This window comes from Bordetella bronchiseptica, from assembly GCF_900636925.1.
Classification (GTDB): domain Bacteria; phylum Pseudomonadota; class Gammaproteobacteria; order Burkholderiales; family Burkholderiaceae_B; genus Bordetella; species Bordetella pertussis.
This window is the reverse complement of the sequence record NZ_LR134326.1, coordinates 2,062,205-2,082,983: the sequence shown is the minus strand read 5'-3', so window position 1 is coordinate 2,082,983 and position 20,779 is coordinate 2,062,205. Positions and strand designations below refer to the sequence as shown.

The following is a 20,779-nucleotide window of genomic DNA, read 5'->3' as shown; positions in this document are numbered from 1 at the left end:
CGAGATGCCGCCACGCATGAGCGTCGCCCCCGAACGCGCCCTGATCGATGTGGATCGCGAGATCCGCATCGACGGCTTCGGCCCTTACGCCTGCATCGACGTCACGGCCGAGATGCGCATGTGCGGGGTGCCGTGGCGCTCTCGCGCCACCTTCCTGGCCGGCGCCGACGGCAGCCTGGACCTGGGCCGCGACAGTCCGGTCAGCGGCGACTATGCCGAGCCCGACGCCATGGGCCTGGTCTGGTCGATGCAGTGCCAGGACCCGCCCCGGGCCGTGTTTCCGCCCGATCGCACCGACGCGCTGACCGTGCACATCACGGCCAGCGACGGCCGGCACGAAGCCCACGCGACGCTGGTGCAGGAGTTCCTCGCCGAAGGCGTACGCCACCAGGCGGTGCGCGCGCGGGCCGGCGGCATGAGCCTGTCGGGCGAGCTGTACACGCCGCCCGGCCCGGGCCCGCATCCGGCGATCATCTACATGAACGGTTCATCGGGCGGCGTCAACGCGCCGCGCGCCGCGCTGTTCGCCGCGCGCGGCTACCAGTGCCTGGCGCTGGGCGTCTTCAACTATGAAGACCGCCCGAAGTACCTCAACGACATGCCGTTGGAGTACCTCGAACAGGCGCTGCGCTGGGTGCGCGACACCCTGAACCCGCGCGACGGCTTCGTGGCCATCTCGGGCATCAGCCGGGGCGGGGAGATGTCGTTGCTGGCGGCCAGCCACTTTCCCGAACTGGTCAGCGCCGTGGTGGCCTACGTGCCGTCGCCGGTCATGCATGGCGTGGTCAGCGCCGGCGCGCCCGGCACGGGCCGCGACGCGCAGGTCTGGACGCTGGGCGGCAAGCCGCTGCCGCATCTGTGGCAGGACAACGCGACGGCCGATTGGGAGGCCGCCTATGCCAGCGACCCGCCCTACCGCCAGACCCACGCCTTCATGAGCGCCTCGCGCGATGCGCGCGCCTTCGAGCGCGCCCGCATTCCCATCGAACGCTACCCGGGGCCGCTCATGCTGATCAGCGCCTCGGACGATGGCTTCTGGCCCAGCACCGCCTATTCGGAAATCGTGGCGCGGCAACGCCAGGCCGCATGGCCCGCGCGGCCCGCCGAGCACTACGTGTGCCGTGGCGCCGGGCATCACGTGCACTACCCCAACCTGCCCGCCACGTTGATCAGCAAGCCACATGCCATGTCGGGCCTGCTGCTCGACGCCGGCGGCACGCCCCCGGCCAACGCCCATGGCAACGCCGGCTCGTACCGGGCCATGCTGGACTTCCTGGAACGCGCGCGGGCGTCTTGACGGCGGCGCGCCCGTCCCCGCATCGGCCAGGGTGCCTGTCCCGGCGGGGACAGGCACCCCGCGAACGCTTGACTGCCAGGACGGCGCCGGTCCCCGCGTGGGGACCGGCACCGCTTACTCCATCAGCTTGCGCCAGCCTTCCTCGCCCAGCTCGCGCATGGTCTCGATGTTCTTCTCGTAGATCTCGGCGGCATCGGGGAAGGCTTCGACCGCCTTGTCGATGCTGGCTTCGCGCAGCAGATGCAGGATGGGATAAGGCGAACGGTTGGTGTAGTTCTCGATATCGTCCGGCCCGGTCTCGGCGAACTGGAAGCGCGGGTGGAAGGTGGCGACCTGCAGCTCGCCCACCAGCCGCATGCGCTTGAGCAGGCGGTCCGAGAGATCCTCGAAATCGTTGAAATCGTAGAAGTCGTCCAGCGCGTCGGGCAGGATCAACAGCGTCGTGTCGATCTCCTGCGGGTCGGCCTGGCTCAGGCGCATCAGCTCGTCTTCCAGGTCGCTCAGCGCCCCTTCGGCATCGGTGGCGTCGCTGACCGCATAGCGCACCTGGCCCTTGGCCTGCACCGCCTTGGCGAAAGGACAGAGGTTCAGGCCGATCACGGCCTTGTCCACCCATAGCCTGACTTCGGCCGCCACGGCCGCGCCGGTCTGTACATCGACAATCACGCGTTCATCCTTGATAACTTGCGGGCACGAGCCCTATTCGGTGGGCAGCGCCGCCATGGTCTGCGCCACGGCCGCGGTGAGTTTCTTGCCGTACGGCACGTGCAGGAATTCGTTGGGACCGTGCGCGTTGGACTTGGGGCCCAGCACGCCGCACACCATGAACTGCGCCTTGGGAAACCCCTTCTGCAGCATGCTCATCAGCGGGATCGTCCCGCCCTGGCCGATATAGCCGCACGGCGCGCCATAGTACTGCTGCGAAGCGGCGTCGAGCGCCTGGCTCAGCCACGACGCCGACGCCGGCGCGTTCCACCCCGTGGCCGCGCCTTCGTTGGCGTGAAAAATGACCTTGGCGTTGTACGGCGCGTCGTTCTCCAGCAAGCCCTTGATCTCCTGCGCCGCGGCCACCGCGTCCACCAGCGGCGGCAGGCGCAGCGACAGCTTGAACGCCGTGCGCGGGCGCAGCACGTTGCCGGCGCTGGTCAGCGGCGGCAGGCCTTCGGCGCCGGTCACCGACAGCGTGGGCCGCCAGGTGCGGTTGAGCAGCGCCTCTTCGGGCTCGGTGGTCATGGGCAGCACGAAGCCGCCCTCGGCGCCGCAGCTCCAGGGGAAGCGGCGCCACACTTCGTCGCCCAGGATGCGCGCGGTGGCATGCACCTGCTCGATGCGCTCGGCGGGAATCTCGCAATGCAGGCTTTGCGGCAGCAGGCGGCCGCTGGCGCTGTCTTCCAGGCGGTCCAGCAGATGGCGCAGGATGCGGAAGCTGGACGGCACCACGCCGCTCGAATCGCCCGAATGCACGCCTTCGTCCAGCACCTGGACCTCCAGCGTGCCGGCCACCATGCCGCGCAGCGACGTGGTCATCCACAATTGGTCGTAGTTGCCCGCGCCCGAGTCCAGACAGACCACCAGGGCCACGTTGCCCAGGCGCTCGCGCAGGACATCGACATAGGGCAGCAGGTCGTAGCTGCCGGACTCCTCGCAGGTCTCGACGATGCCCACGCAGCGCGGCCGGGGAATCCCCTGCTTGTCCAGCGCCATGATGGCGGTCAGCGATGCGTAGATGGCGTAGCCGTCGTCGGCGCCGCCGCGTCCATACAGCTTGCCGTTCTCGTACTTCGGCGTCCACGGGCCCAGGTCGGCGCGCCAGCCCGAGAATTCGGGCTGCTTGTCCAGGTGGCCGTACAGCAGCACGGTATCGCCGTTGTCGGCGCGCGTGGCCGGCGCGTCGAAGAAGATCACCGGCGTGCGGCCAGGCAGGCGCACCACCTCCAGCGTCAGGCCGGACACCCTCTGGCTCTCGACCCATTGCGCCGCATCGCGCACCACCCGCTCGATGAAGGCGTTCTTTTCCCAGTCCGCATCGAACGCCGGGCTCTTGGCCGGTATCGCGATGTAGTCGGTGAGCGCCGGGATGATCTCGTTGTCCCATTTGTCGTCCACGAAGGCTTGCAGCGCATCGGGGTCGAGAGCGGGCGGCACGGCGTCGTCGGGTATGCGGGCGTTCATGGCGGAACCATCCAGTACGGGAACGAAGCCGCCATTTTATGCCTGCCGGCGCCTTGCCGCACGGCCACGCGTCCCCGATTACCGCCCTCGCGCTAGCGATGCAGCGAAAAGGGCGACCCTCCCGGCGCCGAGGTATCGGGCCGCGGCGGCGCGTACCTGCCGCGGTCGAACTTGGGCACCGAGCCCAGCGTGAACGCCATATCGCCGCCGGCCCAATGCTCATCGCGCAAGACCTCCCGCCCCGCCGCCGGATCGCGCTGCAAATGGCCCGACACCCCACCGGCCGCCGTGAATCCGTCCGGCGCCACCGCGATGACGGAGCGCTGCGTCGCAGCATAATGGTCGCGCGCCAGCCGTCCGCCGCTGACCACCAGCGTGGGCCGGGTGCTGGTCGAAAGAATGGCCGGCGCCGACACACCCGCCGAACCGCCGTCGCGGTCGCGCCAGTCGGCCAGCTGGCCGGCGCGCACCCGGCCGCCCACGTGCACACTGCCCTGCTGATCGGCCGACGCCAGGTCGGCGCCGGTCAGGTGCGCATCGCCCGCCACCCGCACCGACAAGGGGCCGCCCGCGGCAATACCCGTACGCTGCGCCACCACGGCGCCACGGTCGTGACCGTGGCTGAATGACGCCGCGACCTGCACGACCGGCTGCGGCTTGAATCCGTTGCCGCTCGACGCATGCGCACCCGCCGCCAGCATCCAGCTTGCCGATGTGCGGCTTTCGTCATGCACGTCCTGCACGCTGGCCATGGACAGCGTGCCGCCGACCTCCACCTGCGCGCTTTGCGCGGCGTCCACGCGCGCGCCCTGCATGACCAGGTCGCGCGCCGCCTGCAGACGCACATTGGCGGCCCGGATGCCCGTCTGGTCATGCGTGCGCCGTTCGGAAGCCTCGTGCTCATGGCGTCCGCTCAGCCCCACCGTCCCGCGGACATAGGCGTCGGCCTTGACGAGATTGGCGCCCATGGTCATGCGAGCGTCGAGCGACAGGCTGTGCGCGTCGCGCGTGCGCTGCTCGCGCGATTCGGCCGACCGCATGCGCAACGCGCCGGCCGACCGCAAGTCGACCTCGCGACCGCCGTCAAAGCGTACGCCGGCCAGGGTCATGTCGCCCGCGCCGCTTTCGATGCGAACGTTGCCGCCCACGTGCGTCACGTTCTCCGAAGTGGCGCTGCGACGCTCGTTCCACCAATCCCCCTGCAGGCTCATGCTCAACGTGCTGTTGGCGGTATCCGCCATGACGCTCTGGAACACCGTGCTCAGCGCCTGGCCGAACATCAAGCCGCCATCGATTCCCCGGCCGTCCCCGGTCTGCGCCAGGCTCTGGCCCAGGCGGCTGGCGGTCACCTGCGGATTGACGCTGGCGTCGACGCCCAGCTCCAGCCCGACGCGCCCGCCGCTGCGCACGGTGCTCTCGGTATCCACGTACTTCGTGGTGCGCACCTCGCCGCCGCGTAGCCGCAAGCCGGACCCGCCTTCGGCGCCGCCGCCGTAGCGGTCGCGATTGACGTCGGCGCCGCCGAAATCCAGCACGCCGCCGGCGACGACCGAGCCATCGCCCAGGCGCAGGTCGGCGTTGCGGTATTTCTTGCGCGACGAGGTGCTCTGCTCCCACGTGCTTTCCCAGCCGATCCGGCCGCTCGCGCTGGCCGCCGCGCCGCGGCCGGCGTAGCTGCTGGCGCCGGTTTCGCTGCCCAGCGTGCCTGTCGCCTGGTAGCCGCCGGCCCCCACCGTGCCGCTGACAAACAGTTGGCGCACGTCCTTCTCGTGCTCGGCGTGTTCGAAATCCGCGGCGGCCTTGAACCTCGCGTCGCGCGCCACGGACAGGTCCGTATGTGCGGCCTCGACCGAACCGCCCTCGATCTCCAGGTTCTGCATCTTTCCTTCCAGCGTGCCGGCTTCGATGCGCGTACCGTAATGGTTCGCGCGCGCCGACTGGTTGGTTTGCGTCGTCGACGACAGGATGGCGAACAGGCTGCCCAGCGGCGTCGAGCTCTTGTTCTCGTAGCTGGACGCCGCCTCGTACACGCCGCCCAGCTTGACGTCATCGACATCCAGCTTCACCTTGCCGCCCTTGAGCGTCGCGCCGGCTGTCTCCAGGCGCTTGGCCTCGATATGCAGCTGGCCGCCTTGGGCATCCAGGGCGCCGTCGCCGCGCGCCGCCAGCCTGCCCTTGCCGTCGTAACGCATCGAGGTCGCGACCTTGACCGTGTCGGCCTTGAGCCTGACATCCTTGCCGCGCAGCTTGCCGCCCTCGATGTCGATATCCCGGCCTGAGACGTCGACCTCCTCATCGGCCTCGATGCCGCTGCCCATCCCCTTGCTGTCGGCCACCAGGACCTTACCCTTGCCGGCATCCACCTTGACGCGCTTGCCCTGGATCAGCCCGTTGACCGAACTGACGTCATGGCCGTTCGTGTCGACGTTCACGTCGCCGCCGGAGGCAATCAGCGCCCCGCCGCCGGCGTACTGATCCGTGATGCCCTGGCGCGTCGCCTCGGTCAGGTACAGCCGGGGAGCGAGGACCTTCTGGCCGTCGATCACGGTATCCACGTACCAGACGAAATCGCGGTCCGCCTGCTTGAGCTGCTGCGCGGTCGGCGCGACACCCACCTTCAGGCCCAGCGCCTTGCCGACCGTCCCGGCCGACGCCATCAGCCTGGCCACCAACGCGTCACCGCGCACGGGCAGGCGGCTTTCGTAGCCGCCCAGGGCGCGCCGCACCTGCTCGCGCACCAGCGTGGTATCGAAATAGTTGTCGCCCGCCACGCGCGTGGCGCGATCGGGCTGGTAGCCGATCTGCTCGAAGAAATAACGCGAGCCGTAGAATTTGCTCTGGTCGATAAACTTGATGCGGGTTTCGAACAGCGGCCGCGGCAACGCGACGGCTGGCGGCGCGACCCGGACCGCCCCGCCAGCCGGCGCCGCCACCGCGTTCGGCGCGGCAAGCCGGGCGTCCGCCACCTGCGCATTGCGCCTGCCGGATACCTCCAGCCCTTGCGCCGCGTCCAGGCTGGCCAGGGAAGCGAGCGCGTCGGCGCTGCCCAGCCCTCGCGCATCCACCATGCCGTCGGTCCCCGGCGCTTGCCTGGCCTGGCGCGCCAGCGCCGGCCCGGCGGCGCCGTCGGCAAGGGACACCTGGGCCGCCCCGATCCGCGTGAAAATATGCGGATTCACGAGCACGGCAGCCAGCGCATCGTCGATATCCAGCCGCTTTTCCAGCCCCACGTCGCGCAAGGCGTCGAACGAGCCGCCCACCGAAGTCGCCGAGTGTGCGCCGATTTTCAGGTTTTCCGGCCGGCCGCGATTCTGCGCGGCGTTCTCGCCGTTGTGGACCGCCCCGTTGGACAGGGTCAACCCGGCGCCGGCGGCCAGCACGGTCTGCTCCTTGGGATAGAACGCGATGTCCGCGCCGCGCTTGCCCGCCTTGAAATCCTTCCAGCGCTGCATCAATTCGGCGTGGCCCAGCGCGCGCCAATCGGCTCCCAGCGCGGCCGACAGCGCCTTGGCCAGCATGACCCGGCCAGGCTGGATCGCCTCCAGCCGCACCGCGTCGATCTGCGACTTGTAGCGCTGGGCGACCTTATCCGCCTCCGCGTCGATGGTCGCCTGCTTGGCCTCCTTTGCATAGACCGTGCGCAGATCCGCGGCAAACGCCTGGATGATGTCATCGACCGCCTGGGTCTCGGTATCCATCCCGCCCAGGGCCGCGCCGTAACGCTGACCCAACTGGTCGTGGACCCGCCGGGTGGCTTCGCCGTAAGCCTCCACCGCCTGGGCGGCCGCCTTGGCCTTCTCGTACTCGCCTTGCAGCTTCTTGTACTCGCCATAGATCTTCAGGCCTTCCGGCGACTCCAGCTTGTGTCCGCGCAGATCGAGCGTGGGCACCTTGGGCACCGGCGGCGCCGTGGGAGCCGGCTTGGCCTGGTAGCCCAGGTCGAGGTTCTTCAGCGTATTGACCGACCATTCGGTGTAGGTCGGATACACCCCCCAAATGTACTCGTAGCGATTCTGGTCCAGCAGATAATCCAGGAGTTCATACGTGGAGTTGAAGTTCCAGCTCGCCGGAGACAGGCCTGCGCGGTTGTCCACGGCAGTCAGGGTCAAGGGCGACGGCGTTAAATTGTGGAAGATATCCGTCATAGACAGCGGCAGGGGCGTCTTGAAATACTCCATGGCGGACACGGTGCGCATGACCGACCGATTGTCCACGTCGCCGCCGATGTGGCCATGGCCGACCGCCTGGATCACGCCTTCATTGAGAAGACGGCGATGCTCGTCCTTGCGCGTATCGGCATTCAGATAGAGATCCTTGCCGACCTCGATGAGCGATTGTTCCGCCGTCAGATCACTGCCGTACCACGGCGCCGCGATAGCGCCGGAGCCGGAACTCAAGTGGTAATTGACATAGCCGATACCGCTCCACCGGCCATACTTGCCGCCCCCGACGTACTGCACGCCTTTGGGTTGTATGCTGCCGCTCAGCTTGGCCGTGTTCTCGATGCGCGGCGCATCCAGATGCATGTCCTCGCCCGCGCGAATTCGGCCCAGCTTGTTGAGCAAGGCAACGGCCGCCGTCAGCCTGGCGTTGCCGCCCGCCTCGATCAGCGCGGCCCGTTCATTGGTGATGTTCTGCGCCTTGACGGTCAGGTCCCCGGCGGCCCACAGCAGCGCGTTCGCTTCGTTGGCCACGTTGCCGTGCGCCGAACTCAGCGTCAGGTCCTTGCCGACGACGATGGCCTGCTTGTTGTCGATATTTTCCTGCACCTCGGCGATCAGGCTGCCGGAATTGCCGGTCTCGATTTCGGTCGTCAGCGACTTGGCCTTGACGCGTAACGTCCCCTCCGCCACCGGCAGGATATGATCCTGGTCCACCACCAGATCGCGCTGCGTGCCTTGCGCAAGCGTCAGCGTCGCGTCATGCTCGGCGTAGAGGGATCCCGTGTTGGTGAAATCCTCCACATCCAGCACGAGATCGTTGCGCGCATCCACGCGCCCGGTGTTCTCCAGCTTGGCGCTGTTGATGATATGGATGTCGTGTCCCGCCACGATCTGCCCCGTATTGCGCAGGTGCGGCGCCTTCAGCGTGGCGTCGTGGCCGGCGGCCATGGTGCCGCTGTTGTCGATACGCTGGGCCTGCACCGTGAAATCGTGGCCGGCCTTCAGGCTGCCCCGGTTGTCCGCCTGCCCGCTCGCCGTGACCGTCAGATCATGCTTGGCATCGAGAATCCCGGCATTGCCGAACTGTTCCGTCTTGATGACGATGTCCTTGTTGGACTCCATCTTGCCGTTGTTGTCGAATCCTCCGCGCGAGGTAACAGTGAGATCCTTGCCGGCCGTGAATGTGCCGGGATTGGAAACACTGGCGGCGACGATCGTGGTGGCCTCCTTGACCTGCATCTTGCCCGCGTTGCGCACGGCCCCGGAAGTCGTTAGCGCGGCGCTCTTGGCCATGACCTCGGCCCCGGCCTCGTTGTCGAACGACGCCGCCGTCACGCGCACGCCCTCGCGCACTATCAGATTGCCGGTATTGGACACCGCGCCGCCAGCGCTGACCTGCAGCCCCATCAGGCGAATGTTGTTGGAGAAACGGGCATCGTGCCGCGAGGTCAGGTTCGCGGCGCCGCCACGCTGGGTGACCTGCGCCGCCAGCGCGATGGCGTCGGCCGAGACGGTGTAATCGCCCTGTATCGAAACCTTGCCGTGCTCGGCATAGCGCCCGGCCACCGTGACCTGCGCGCCGCCCTTCTTGATATCCAGGCTTCCCGCGTTGTCCCAGCTCGCCACGTCGACGCTCAGCTTGTTCGCGCTGGTCGTCGCCTTTGCGCCGGCGGTGACGGCCGGAGACCCGCCGCCCTTGCCGGCGATCTGCATCTCGCCTTCGGTAGCCATGACACCGTCGTGCACGATGGCCTCGGCAGCCTTGACCACCAGGGCGCCGGCCGTGCCGGACGGAGCCTGGCTCTGGAAGGTGCCCCTGTTCTCGATGCGCTGCGCCTCGATGCGCTGGGTGCCGTCCGAGCCGACCAGGAACTCGTTCGTCAAGGCGCCGCCCACCTCGAGCACGCCCTGCTTGCCGGCCGAGATGTAGCCCTTGTTGACCAGGTTGCCAGTCGTGCGCACGGTGACGCTGGCGCCATTCCCCTTGTTGCGGCCGTTGCCGATACCGCCGGCATGGCTGACCAGCTCGCCGGCCTCGACCACGATCGGACCGCCATCGGCCACGAGCGCGGCGTCGGACACAACCGATTCGTCCTTACGCTCTTCGCCCGTGACCGCGTCGGTGATCTGCGGACGTCCGTCCACGACGTCGATCTGGCGCCCGGGCATGGTTTCCTCGTTGTCGTTGACGGCCCGCAACGTACCATTGAGAAACAGCTTCTTCGCGACCTTCACCGACACCGCCGGCTTGCCCTTGTCCCCCTTGGCAGCCAGCGCGCTCTGGCTGATCTTGCTCTCGATGGTGGAATGCTCGAGCACGGCCGAATCGGCCGATATGGTGACCGTCCCGTTCTCGGTCAAGACGTCGTTGCGCAGCAGCAAGGTGCCGCCCTTCGCATCCATGACGATGTCGCCCTGGGCCAGCACGCCCTGATGCGGATCGCCGCGCCCGACCGTGACATTGCCCTGGGCGCGGACCACCACGCTGCCGGGCGTGAAGAAATCCTGCCGCAGCGCGCGGCGCGCCCGCCGTGGCGAAGCGGCCTCGCCAGCGCCCGCCTTCAGCGCGCCGATGCCGACCGAACCGGTGCTGTCGATGCGTGCCCGGCTGGCGCTGGCCCGGTCCACGGTGACGCCCTGGCCCGAGAGCTCCAGCGCCCCTGCGACTTCCGCCGCCGCCAGGCTGAGGGCCCCGCCGGCGGCGGCCTGAAGGCCGCCTTCGGTCTTGACCGACCCGAGCTCCAGCGCCTGCTGCGCGCGCGCCTGCAGATCGCCGGTCGTGTCGACGGTACCCAGCGTCATGGAGCGCCCCGCTTGCAGATCGGCGCCTGCATCGCTCACCAGCTTCGCAACGCGCACGTCTCCCGCGCCATTGACGTCCACGGCCCCTACAGCAGCCAACGTGCCCAGATCCAGGTGCTCGCCACCCTGCACATGCAGCGTGCCGCCAGCCTTGGCCGATTGCAGCGCCACGCCGGCGCCGCCGTCCAGGGCCAGCGCGCCGCGCGCCTGCACGGCGCCCAGATCGAGCTGGCGGCCGCTCGACACATGCAGACCGCCCCCGCTGGTGGCGGCCGTTACGCGCACCGCGTCCTTGCCGCTGACCCGAACGTCGCGATTGGCGCGCAGCGAGTTCGCCGCCACCGTGGATCCGCCGCGCACGTCGATCGAACCGGCGGCCTCCACCGCGCCCAGCGTGGCGCCGCCTTCCGCCCCCAGCGAAATGTCGGCAAGACTGCGGGCATGATCGACCCTGACCGCATCGCGCCCGGACACGCTGATCGCGCCGTCGGAACCGAGGGAGTCCGCTGCGACCGCGCCCCAGCCTTCGATCCCGATACCGCTCTTGGCGGAAACCTTGCCTACCTCCAGCGCGCCGTGCGCCGAAATGGCGACCCTGGACGCGCTGTTGACGCTCTGAACCGATACGCGTTCGCCGCCCGTCACGGAGATGCTATCCAGCGACTTCAACTCGGCCACGGTCGCCGCGCGCGCGGCCGATACCGTCAGCGCGCCCTTGGCCGCGAGACTGCCCAACGCGGCCTGCCCGTCGCTGGAAACCCGCAGTTGCCCGCCCGCCTGCGCGCCATCCAGTCGCACCGCATCGCGGCCGTTCACGGTCATGGCGCCGGCCGATTTCAGGAATCCGGCCTGCAATGCGCCGCCGGCCTGCAGCGCAAGGTCGGCGGCAGCCGCGGCGTCTCGCACCGTCATGGCGCCCGCGCTGGTGGCGCGGACCTGCCCATCCGACTGGACATCGCCCAGGTTGACGGAGCCGCCGCCGCTGACTGTGACGGCGCCACGGCTGCGCATATCCTTGGCCGACACGCTGTCGCCTGCCTGGACGCCGATCGCACCGAGGGCCGTCATGCTATCGATCGACAAGGCGCCGCGCGCGGCGACATTCACATCGCCATCGCTGTGCGCACGGCCGATGCTGACGCGTTGCTCGCCGGTGATATCCGCGCCGCGCGCTGCGCTCAGATCGCCCAGATCCACCTGGCCGCGCCCGGACACGTGCAGTTCCGCGTCGCTGTTCGCGTTGGCCACGCTGACCGCCTGTCCGCCCTGTATGCGGATGGCACCCTGCGACTGCAGATTGCGGGCCGCCAATGTTCCTGCGGCAGCCACCGTCATGCCGCGTACGCTCGAAGCGTCATCCAGCGCGACCTCCCGTTGCCCACGCACCTCAAGCTGGGCACTGGAGACCAATTGCTTCGCCTGCAGGTTCCCGCCAGCGCTTACCGACAGCGCACCGTCGCTGGCAACCGAACCCAGCGTGACGGCCTGCTTGCCGTCCACGCCGAGCCGCCGCGTCGCCGACAGCTGGTCCGCCTGCAGCGCCGCGCCCGCGCGCACCGACAGCGTCTGGCCGCTGCTTGCCGCGCCAAGCCGGACAGCCTGGCGGCCCGACACCTGCAACGTCCCCCCGGCATTCAACAGCGTGGCCTGCACCTTGCCGCCGCCTTGCACCGCGAGGTTTCCAACGCTGCTGGCCGACGCGATCTTCACCGCTCCGCCGCCCGCGACGCGCACCGCGCCACCGGAGGCCAGCTTGCCGGCCGACACGGCTCCCGCGCCCTTGAGGCTGAGCGGGCCGCGCTGGACCGTGGCGTCGCCCAGCGCGATTTCGCCCTGCGACGACACGGTGATGGCCGATGGCGAGGACAGGCTGCCGAGCTGGCGCACGCCCAGGCCTGAATCGCTGGACACCAGCGTGATGTGCTTGCCGTACATGGCGCCCGCCGCCGTGCCGTCGATCGCGTAGGCGCCAGCGGCGGCGCCGCGCGCGCCTGCGGCGATCGGCGTGGCGCGGCGGGTTGCGTGGTCGTACCGGTTGGCGCCGGCGACCACCGCGATATCGGCCAGGGGCTTGCCCTGCTCGCTCGACACGGCGCCCTGCAGCCTGACCAGGCGCGCCACCACGTCGAAATAGCCCAGGCCGGTAGCATTGACGCCGCCTCGTTCGATCGTGACGGTGCCCTGCCGGACATCAAGGCCGATGTGGCCGCCGTTGACGCTGGGACGACCCGTCGTGAGCGTCAGGTTGCTGGCGTTGAGCGTGCTCAGGCCGTCGACGCTGAGGCCGTTCGGATTGGCGACGATCAGGTCCGCGCGCCGGCCGAACACCTCCAGCGCGCCGTGCAGACGGCTGGGACGCGTTCCCGTGATCTCGGTCAGGATGGCCGTCGCTGCCTGGCGCAGGCCAGGGTTGCGATTGAGGTGGCCGGCCAGTTGCGACCGGCCCTCGGTCAGACTGTTGTTGAACACCAGGCCCGGCGGCTCGACATCGAGTTCGCGCAGGCGGTTGTGCGACAGGCCATGGGCGTTCGGGGCGGCGATATCGATGACCGGCACGCCGGATGGCGAGCGTTGCGGCGCCGCCATCGCGCCGCACGCCAGGGCGACTCCCGCCGCGGCCAGCGCGCGCCGCAGTCGCCGGCCCGCCCCGCCACGTCCACGCCGCGCCGCGCGGCGCCGGGGCGCCACCGGCACATACATGGCGCGACATTGGCTATAAACCAATCGAAAGCAAAACGCGTTCATGTTGTCTCCTGATGTCGTTATGTAGGTCTGATCGGCGTCGCTGCTCAATCAGCATAAATACGCCATCCCCTATTCAACCCACCCGAAGAAAACTCACGCACACAAAACAGCAAATACCCACCCACCTACAACCCAATCACCCCAATCAATACTTCCAAAATGCATTCAAACCCGACAGCACCGGACAATAAAAAACGGCCTTTCTCGCGAAAGGCCGTTCGAATGGAGCGAAGCGAAGGGTTTATTTCAGCCAGGCGCGCGCGTTGCGGAAGATACGCATCCAGGGGCTGAACGCGCCGCCGGCATCGCGCTCGCCCCACTGCGCCGGCGCCCACGACATCATGACGTTGCGGGTCACGCGTTCGGGGTGCGGCATCATGACCGTGAAGCGGCCGTCGGCCGTCGTCACCGCGGTCAGGCCGCCGGGGCTGCCATTGGGGTTGAACGGATAGGTTTCGGTGGCCGCGCCGTGGTTGTCGATATAGCGGGCCGCCATCAACGCGCGCCCCGCGTCGCCCTGCTGGGTGAAGTCGGCGTAGCCCTCGCCGTGCGCCACGGCCACCGGGATACGCGCGCCCTCCATGCCTGCGAAGAAGATCGACGGCGAAGCCGTGACTTCCACCAGCGACAGACGCGCCTCGTACTTCTCGGACTGGTTGCGGGTAAAGCGCGGCCAGTGCTCGGCGCCGGGGATCATGGGCGCCAGCGCCGCCATCATCTGGCAGCCGTTGCACACGCCCAGCGCAAAGGTATCGGGGCGGGCGAAGTAGGCCGCGAACTGATCCGACAGCTTGTCGTTGTAGCGGATGGTGCGGGCCCAGCCTTCGCCGGCGCCCAGCACGTCGCCGTAGCTGAAGCCGCCCACGGCCACCAGCCCCTGCATGCCGGCCAGGTCGATGCGGCCCGACAGGAGGTCGGTCATGTGCACGTCGATGGCCTCGAAGCCGGCGGTGTCGAAGGCCCAGCCCATCTCGACCTGGCTGTTGCAACCCTGCTCGCGCAGAATCGCCACGCGCGGCCGCTTGCCGGTGGCGATGAACGGAGCCGCCACGTCTTCCTGCGGATCGAACGCCACGCGCGGCGCCAGGCCCGGGTCCTTGGCGTCGTTCCAGATGTCCAGCTCGGCCTGCGCGCAGGCCGGGTTGTCGCGCCGCGCCATGATGCGGTAGCTGACCTCGCTCCAGGCGCGGCCCAGGTCGGCGCGCGGCTGGCTCCAGACCTTGCGGCCATCGCGGTAGAACTCGACCTCGTCGGCCCCGTTCAGGCCGCCGATGACATGCGAATGCGCGGACAGGCCGGCGCCGCGCAGCACTTGCATCACCGCGTCGCGCTGCGAGGCCGGCACCTGGATGACCGCGCCCGCCTCTTCCGAGAACAACGCCTTGAGGGTGAGCTCTTCGCGCTGCACCGCCACCTGTTCGGGACGGATCTTGTAATCGCCCCAGTCGGCCGACTGCGGATCGAAGGTGAGCATGTCCAGGTTGACCGACACGCCGGTGCGCCCGGCGAACGCCATTTCGGCCAGCGTGGCGAACAGGCCGCCGTCCGAACGGTCGTGGTAGGCCAGGATGGTGCCGGCCTCGGCCAGCGTGCGGATCGTCACGAAGAAGGCGCGCAGGTCCTGCGGCGCGTCGATATCGGGCACCGTCTCGCCGACCTGGTTGTAGGCCTGCGCCAGGATGGAGCCGGCCATGCGGTGCCGGCCGCGACCCAGGTCGATCAGGATCAGCACCGTATCGCCGGCATCGGTGCGCAGCTGCGGGGTCAGGCTGGCGCGCACGTCGCCCACCGGCGCGAACGCCGTCACGATGAGCGAGACCGGCGCCACCACCTGGCGCTGCTCGCCCGCCTCGTCCCAGGACGTCTTCATCGACAGCGAATCCTTGCCCACCGGAATCGACAGTCCCACCGACTGGCACAGTTCGCTGACCGCCGACACGGTGTCGTACAGCGCGGCATCCTGGCCGGGCACGCCGCAGGCGGCCATCCAGTTGGCCGACAGCTTGATGTCTTCGAGGCGCGCCACGTCGGCGGCCGCCAGGTTGGTCAGCGCCTCGGCCACCGCCATGCGGCCGGAAGCGGGCGCGTCCAGCATCGCCAGCGGCGTGCGCTCGCCCATGGACATGGCTTCGCCGCGCGTGCCTTCGAAATCGGCCAGCGTCACGGCGCAATCGGCCACCGGCACCTGCCACGGGCCGACCATCTGGTCGCGGCTGGACAGCCCGCCCACGGTGCGGTCGCCAATGGTGATCAGGAACGACTTGTTCGCCACCGTCGGGTGGCGCAGCACGCGATAGGCCGCCTCGGTGAGATCCAGGCCGGCCAGGTCGAGCGGCTCGCTCACGCCGGGCAGGCGCTGCACGTCGCGCGTCATGCGCGGCGGCTTGCCCAGGATCACGTCGATGGGCACGTCCACCGGACGCACTTCGTTCTCGCCCTGCGCGCGGATCGTGTCCAGCCCGGGCAGGCCCTCGCCGTCGACCACGCGCAGCTGGCGCTCTTCGGTCGCCACGCCGACCACCGCGTACGGGCAGCGCTCGCGCCGCGCGATGGCGTCGAAGCGCTCCAGGTCCTGCGGCAGGATCGACAGCACGTAGCGCTCTTGCGACTCGTTGCTCCAGATCTCGGCCGGCGACATGCCCGACTCTTCCAGCGGCACGCGCCTGAGGTCGAAGATCGCGCCGCGGCCGGCGTCATTGACCAGTTCGGGAAACGCGTTGGACAGGCCGCCCGCGCCCACGTCGTGGATCGCGACGATGGGGTTGTGCTCGCCCTGCTGCCAGCAGCGGTCGATGACCTCCTGCGCGCGGCGCTCCAGCTCGGGGTTGCCGCGCTGCACCGAATCGAAGTCCAGTTCGGCCGAATTGCTGCCCATGCTGATGCTGGAGGCGGCGCCGCCGCCCATGCCGATGCGCAGCCCCGGGCCGCCCAGCTGGATCAGCAGCGCGCCCGGCGGAATCACTTCCTTGTGCGTGAGGCCGGCGTCGATGCTGCCCAGGCCGCCGGCAATCATGATGGGCTTGTGGTAACCCCAGCGCGTGCCGCCCGCGGTCTGTTCGAAGGCGCGGAAATAGCCCAGCAGGTTGGGCCGGCCGAACTCGTTGTTGAAGGCGGCGCCGCCGATCGGGCCATCGATCATGATGGACAGCGGCGAGGCGATGCGCTCGGGCAGGCCGTGGTGGTCGTTCTCCCACGGTTGCAGCGCATCGTCGAAGCGCAGGTGCGAAACGGTGAAGCCGGTCAGGCCGGCCTTGGGCTTGGAGCCGCGGCCCGTGGCGCCCTCGTCGCGGATCTCGCCGCCGGCGCCGGTGGCCGCGCCCGGAAACGGCGCGATCGCGGTCGGGTGGTTGTGCGTCTCGACCTTCATCAGGGTGTGCACGGTGGTGTCGCGGCGCACGTAGCGCGCGGCCTGCGCGCCCTCGCCCGCGACGCCCGGCACGCCGGCCTGGAAACGCTGCGCCGGGCCGCCTTCCATGATGGCGGCGTTGTCCGAGTAGGCCACCACGGTGCCGGCCGGCTGGGCCTTGTGGGTGGCGCGGATCATGCCGAACAGGGTGTTGGACTGCGCCTGCCCGTCGATGACCCACTGCGCGTTGAAGATCTTGTGGCGGCAGTGCTCGCTGTTGGCCTGCGCGAACATCATCAGCTCGACGTCGGTCGGATCGCGCCCCAGGTCGCCGAACGACTGCGCCAGGTAATCGATTTCGTCTTCGGACAGCGCCAGCCCCAGCGCCACGTTGGCCTGCTCCAGCGCGGCGCGGCCCTCGGCCTGCACCGCCACGGTGCGCATCGGCTTGCCGGCCAGCGTCTCGAACAGCGCCTGGCCGTCGAAGGTGCCGTCGACCACGGTCTCGGTCATGCGGTCGTGCAGGCAGGCCGCCGCGCGGGCCAGCATGCCGGCGTCGAACGACTTGGCGCCCAGCAGGCCGCGCTCGGGCGTCAGCGCGTAGCGCACGCCGCGCTCGATGCGGCGCACGGCGTCCAGGCCGCAGTTGTGCGCGATATCGGTCGCCTTGCTGGCCCACGGCGACATCGTCCCCAGGCGCGGAATCACCAGCAGCTCCAGGCTCTTGGCCGGCGCCTCGGCGGCCGGCGTGCCGTAGTCCAGCAGTTGCGCCAGACGCGCCTGCTGCTCGGCCGGCAAGGCGCTGTCGGTATGGATGAAATGCTCGTAGCGCGCGGAGATATCGGCAACCGGCAGGCCGGCCTTCTTCAGTTGCGCCAGCAGGCGCTCGCGACGGAAAGCGGAAAGGACGGAGGAACCGGGCAGATGCTGGACAAGGGACACGATGCGGGCGCCGTTAGGAAAAAGGAGGAATCAAAACATGATTTTACCTTTTTGCCGGGGTTTACCCGTGGTAACCCCATAACCCGCCGCAAAACCGCGCCGTGCCGTCCTGTCGCGCCGGAGTTACAAAATAATTCCATCCACGGCCACCCGATTTTGTGCATTGCAATATAGACGGCTCGCCGAGGTTGAAACCCGGATGAAAGTCTTCGAAAACAGGCTGGCCCGGTTTGCATGCTGCTATGCAGCATGTTGCAAACGCCCCGCACCGCGGGAAAACACGAACTAACGCCATGGCGAGCCGACGGTAGGATGCAGCCTCTCATATTGCCTGCGCTTTGCTCCACGCTGTTGCCAATGCACCGCCCCGACGCATCTGACGAGCCCGTCGAACCCATCATCCCCCCGGAAGCCGATCCCGCCGTCAAGGTCCCGCTGGCGCTGGAAGACTGGCTCGCCGTCATCCTGCTGGCCGCGCTGGCCATCATCACCTTCCTGAACGTGCTGGTGCGCTACCTGACCGACCAGTCCTTCGCCTGGACCGAGGAGATCTCCGTCTTCCTGCTGATCGTGCTGACCATGGTCGGCGCGTCCATGGCGTTCGTGCGCAACCACCATATCCGCATCGAGATCCTGGCCGACAACGGCTCGCCGCGGCGCCAGTACCTGATGGCGCTGACCGCCCACAGCCTGGTCGTGTTCTTCTTCGCGCTGCTCACCGTGCTGTCGGCCCGGCTGGTGTACGACGAGTTCCGCTACGAGGAAACCTCGCCCGCCATCGGCGTGCCGACCTGGTGGTACTCGGTGTGGATGCCGCTGCTGGCGGCGGTCATCACGCTGCGCGTGGCCGGCGCCGCGCGCCGGCTGATCGCCCGGCACAAGGCCGAGACATGATCGCGGCGCTGCTGTTCGCCGTATTCATTACCCTGATGCTGATCGGCGTGCCGGTCGGCGTGGCGCTGGGCCTGGGCGGCACGGTCGCCATCGTGCTGTCCAACCTCGATGTGTCCTGGTTCGGCCTGCTGGCCGTGCCGCAGAATTTCTACGCCGGCCTGGCCAAGTACCCGCTGCTGGCGATTCCCATGTTCGTGCTGGTGGGCTCGATCTTCGACCGCTCGGGCGTGGCCAGGCGGCTGGTCGACTTCGCCGTGGCGCTGGTGGGCCGCGGCCCGGGCATGCTGCCGCTGGTATCGATCGCCGTGGCGATGTTCCTGGGCGGGATTTCCGGCTCGGGTCCGGCATGCGCGGCGGCCGTGGGCGCGGTGATGATCGCCGCCATGTCGCGCGCCGGCTATCCGGCGCCCTACTCGGCCGCCGTGGTCGCCGCCGGCGCCGCCACCGATATCCTGATCCCGCCTTCGGTGGCCTTCATCATCTATTCGGTGCTGGTGCCGGGCGCCTCGGTGCCGGCGCTGTTCGCCGCGGGCATGGTGCCGGGCATCCTGGCCGGCTTCGCGCTCATCATTCCTGCGGTCTGGCTGGCGCGCCGCCATGGCATGGGCGCACGCGAAGCGCACCTGCCGCGTCCGCCGCTGTGGGCCAGCCTGCGCGAGGCGTCCTGGGGCCTGGCCGCGCCGGTGCTGATCCTGGGCGGCATGCGGATGGGCTGGTTCACCCCCACCGAAGCCGCGGTCGTGGCCGTGTTCTACGGGCTGTTCGTGGGCATGTGCATCCATCGCACCATCAAGGTACGCGACCTGTTCGTGATCCTGCGCGAGGCCGCCGAACTGTCGGCCGTCATCATGCTGGTGGTGACGCTGGCCGGCATCTTCGCCTGGGCCCTGTCCACGCTCAGCGTGATCGACCCCATCACGCACGCCATCGTCAATTCCGGGCTGGGCGAATGGGGCGTGCTGGCGCTGCTCATCGTGCTGCTGATGACCGTGGGCATGTTCCTCGACGGCATCTCCATCTTCCTGATTTTCGTCCCGCTGCTCATGCCGATCGCCAATGCCTATGGCTGGGATCCGGTCTGGTTCGGCGTCATCCTGACGCTGAAGGTGGCGCTGGGCCAGTTCACGCCGCCCCTGGCGGTCAACCTGATGGTTTCCTGCCGCATCGCGCGCGTGCCGATGGAGTCCACCGTGGGCTGGGTGGTCTGGCTGCTGGGCGGCATGTTCCTGGTGCTGGTGGCCGTGCTGATTTTTCCGCAACTGGCGCTGTGGCTGCCGCACCGGCTGGGATATTGATGAATACGGGGGAAAGGGCAGAAGCCGAAGGCTCGCCCGCCATTTTCGAGCAACCGAGCACGACACGAGGAGACAACCGATGAAATTCCGCAACATCGTGGGCGCCGCCCTTTGCGCCGCTTTCGCGCTGGGCGTGGCGCCGGCCCAGGCCCAGAACTACAAGTCCGAATACAAGCTGTCCATCGTGGTGGGCACCACCTTCCCGTGGGGCCAGGGCGCCGTGATCTGGTCCGACCTGGTGCGCGAACGCACCGAGGGCCGCATCAACATCAAGGTCTATCCGGGCACCTCGCTGGTGCAGGGCGACCAGACCCGTGAATTCACCGCCATCCGCCAGGGCGTGATCGACATGGCCGTGGGTTCGACCATCAACTGGTCGCCGCAGGTCAAGCAGCTCAACCTGTTCTCGCTGCCCTTCCTGATGCCCGACTATGCCGCCATCGACGCGCTGGTGCAGGGCGAGGTCGGCAAGGAAGTCTTCAAGCTGATCGACAAGGCCGGCGTGGTGCCGCTGGCCTGGGGCGAGAACGGCTATCGCCAGCTCAGCAACTCCAAGCATGAGATCAAGACGCCGGCCGACATGAAGGGCCTGAAGCTGCGCGTCGTGGGCTCGCCGCTGTACATCGACACCTTCACGGCGCTGGGCGCCAACCCCACGCAGATGAGCTGGGCCGACGCCCAGCCGGCGCTGGCCAGCGGCGCGGTGGACGGCCAGGAGAACCCGCTGTCTATCTACACCGGCTCCAAGCTGTACACGGTGGGCCAGAAGTACCTCACCCTGTGGAACTACGTCGCCGACCCGCTGATCTTCGTGGTCAACCGCGAGGTATGGAACTCCTGGTCCGAGAAGGACCGCGACATCGTCCGCCAGGCCGCGCTGGACGCCGGCAAGCAGCAGATCGTCATCGCCCGCAAGGGGGTCACGCCCGAAGACCCGTCGCTGCTGAAGGAAATCGCCGGCCACGGCGTCACCGTCAGCAGCCTGGACGCCGGCCAGCACGCCGAATTCGTGGCGGCCACCAAGCCGGTCTATGAAAAATGGAAGAAGCAGATCGGCGCGGAGCTGGTCGACCTGGCCGAGAAATCGATCGCGGCCCGCAAGAAATAAGCAGCAGCCCAAGGG

At 68.7% G+C, this 20,779-nt stretch carries 8 protein-coding genes; 4 read left to right on the top strand and 4 right to left on the bottom strand.

Features of this window, described 5'->3' with window-relative positions:
- The first annotated feature begins 4 nt into the window (after window positions 1-4).
- Entirely contained in the window at window positions 5-1,297 is a 1,293-nt protein-coding gene (locus EL288_RS09660) for an alpha/beta fold hydrolase (RefSeq protein WP_003812390.1), read from the top strand.
- 114 nt (window positions 1,298-1,411) lie between these two features.
- Here the strand turns inward: EL288_RS09660 and EL288_RS09655 are convergent, their stop codons facing one another.
- From EL288_RS09655 to purL, 4 genes are all read right to left on the bottom strand, one after another.
- Window positions 1,412-1,963, bottom strand: a complete 552-nt coding sequence (locus tag EL288_RS09655; RefSeq protein WP_003812392.1) for a DUF1415 domain-containing protein — start codon at window positions 1,961-1,963, stop codon at window positions 1,412-1,414.
- 33 nt (window positions 1,964-1,996) lie between these two features.
- A complete protein-coding gene (locus EL288_RS09650; protein ID WP_033452143.1) occupies window positions 1,997-3,469 on the bottom strand; it encodes a M20 family metallopeptidase in 1,473 nt (490 codons plus the stop codon).
- Window positions 3,470-3,561: 92 nt separating this feature from the next.
- Window positions 3,562-13,179 (bottom strand): two-partner secretion domain-containing protein, encoded by a 9,618-nt coding sequence (locus EL288_RS09645; protein WP_126621914.1) that lies wholly within the window; start codon window positions 13,177-13,179, stop codon window positions 3,562-3,564.
- 241 nt (window positions 13,180-13,420) lie between these two features.
- Complete coding sequence (purL, locus tag EL288_RS09640) at window positions 13,421-17,467, bottom strand: phosphoribosylformylglycinamidine synthase (RefSeq protein ID WP_010926457.1); 4,047 nt, start codon at window positions 17,465-17,467, stop codon at window positions 13,421-13,423.
- A 312-nt stretch (window positions 17,468-17,779) separates the two neighbouring features.
- On the opposite strand from purL, the gene EL288_RS09635 reads away from it, so the two are divergent.
- The 3 genes from EL288_RS09635 (at window position 17,780) to EL288_RS09625 (ending at window position 20,764) form a co-directional block, all read left to right on the top strand.
- Window positions 17,780-18,361, top strand: coding sequence for a TRAP transporter small permease (locus EL288_RS09635; protein WP_003812400.1), 582 nt, complete (start codon window positions 17,780-17,782; stop codon window positions 18,359-18,361).
- On the top strand, window positions 18,358-19,656 hold the full coding sequence (locus EL288_RS09630; protein WP_003812401.1) for a TRAP transporter large permease: 1,299 nt from the start codon (window positions 18,358-18,360) through the stop codon (window positions 19,654-19,656). Before EL288_RS09635 ends, EL288_RS09630 begins: the two co-directional genes overlap by 4 nt.
- A 79-nt stretch (window positions 19,657-19,735) precedes the next feature.
- Window positions 19,736-20,764 carry a DctP family TRAP transporter solute-binding subunit gene (locus tag EL288_RS09625; RefSeq protein ID WP_003812403.1) on the top strand — a complete coding sequence of 343 codons (1,029 nt, stop codon included), beginning with the start codon at window positions 19,736-19,738 and terminating at the stop codon, window positions 20,762-20,764.
- The last annotated feature ends 15 nt before the right edge of the window (window positions 20,765-20,779 follow it).

Coding starts and splice junctions, on each gene's coding strand:
- EL288_RS09645 (WP_126621914.1), bottom strand. CDS start 13,179: ATGAACGCGTTTTGCTTTCGATTGGTTTATAGCCAATGTCGCGCCATG.
- EL288_RS09625 (WP_003812403.1), top strand. CDS start 19,736: ATGAAATTCCGCAACATCGTGGGCGCCGCCCTTTGCGCCGCTTTCGCG.
- EL288_RS09660 (WP_003812390.1), top strand. CDS start 5: ATGCCGCCACGCATGAGCGTCGCCCCCGAACGCGCCCTGATCGATGTG.
- EL288_RS09630 (WP_003812401.1), top strand. CDS start 18,358: ATGATCGCGGCGCTGCTGTTCGCCGTATTCATTACCCTGATGCTGATC.
- EL288_RS09635 (WP_003812400.1), top strand. CDS start 17,780: ATGCAGCCTCTCATATTGCCTGCGCTTTGCTCCACGCTGTTGCCAATG.
- EL288_RS09650 (WP_033452143.1), bottom strand. CDS start 3,469: ATGAACGCCCGCATACCCGACGACGCCGTGCCGCCCGCTCTCGACCCC.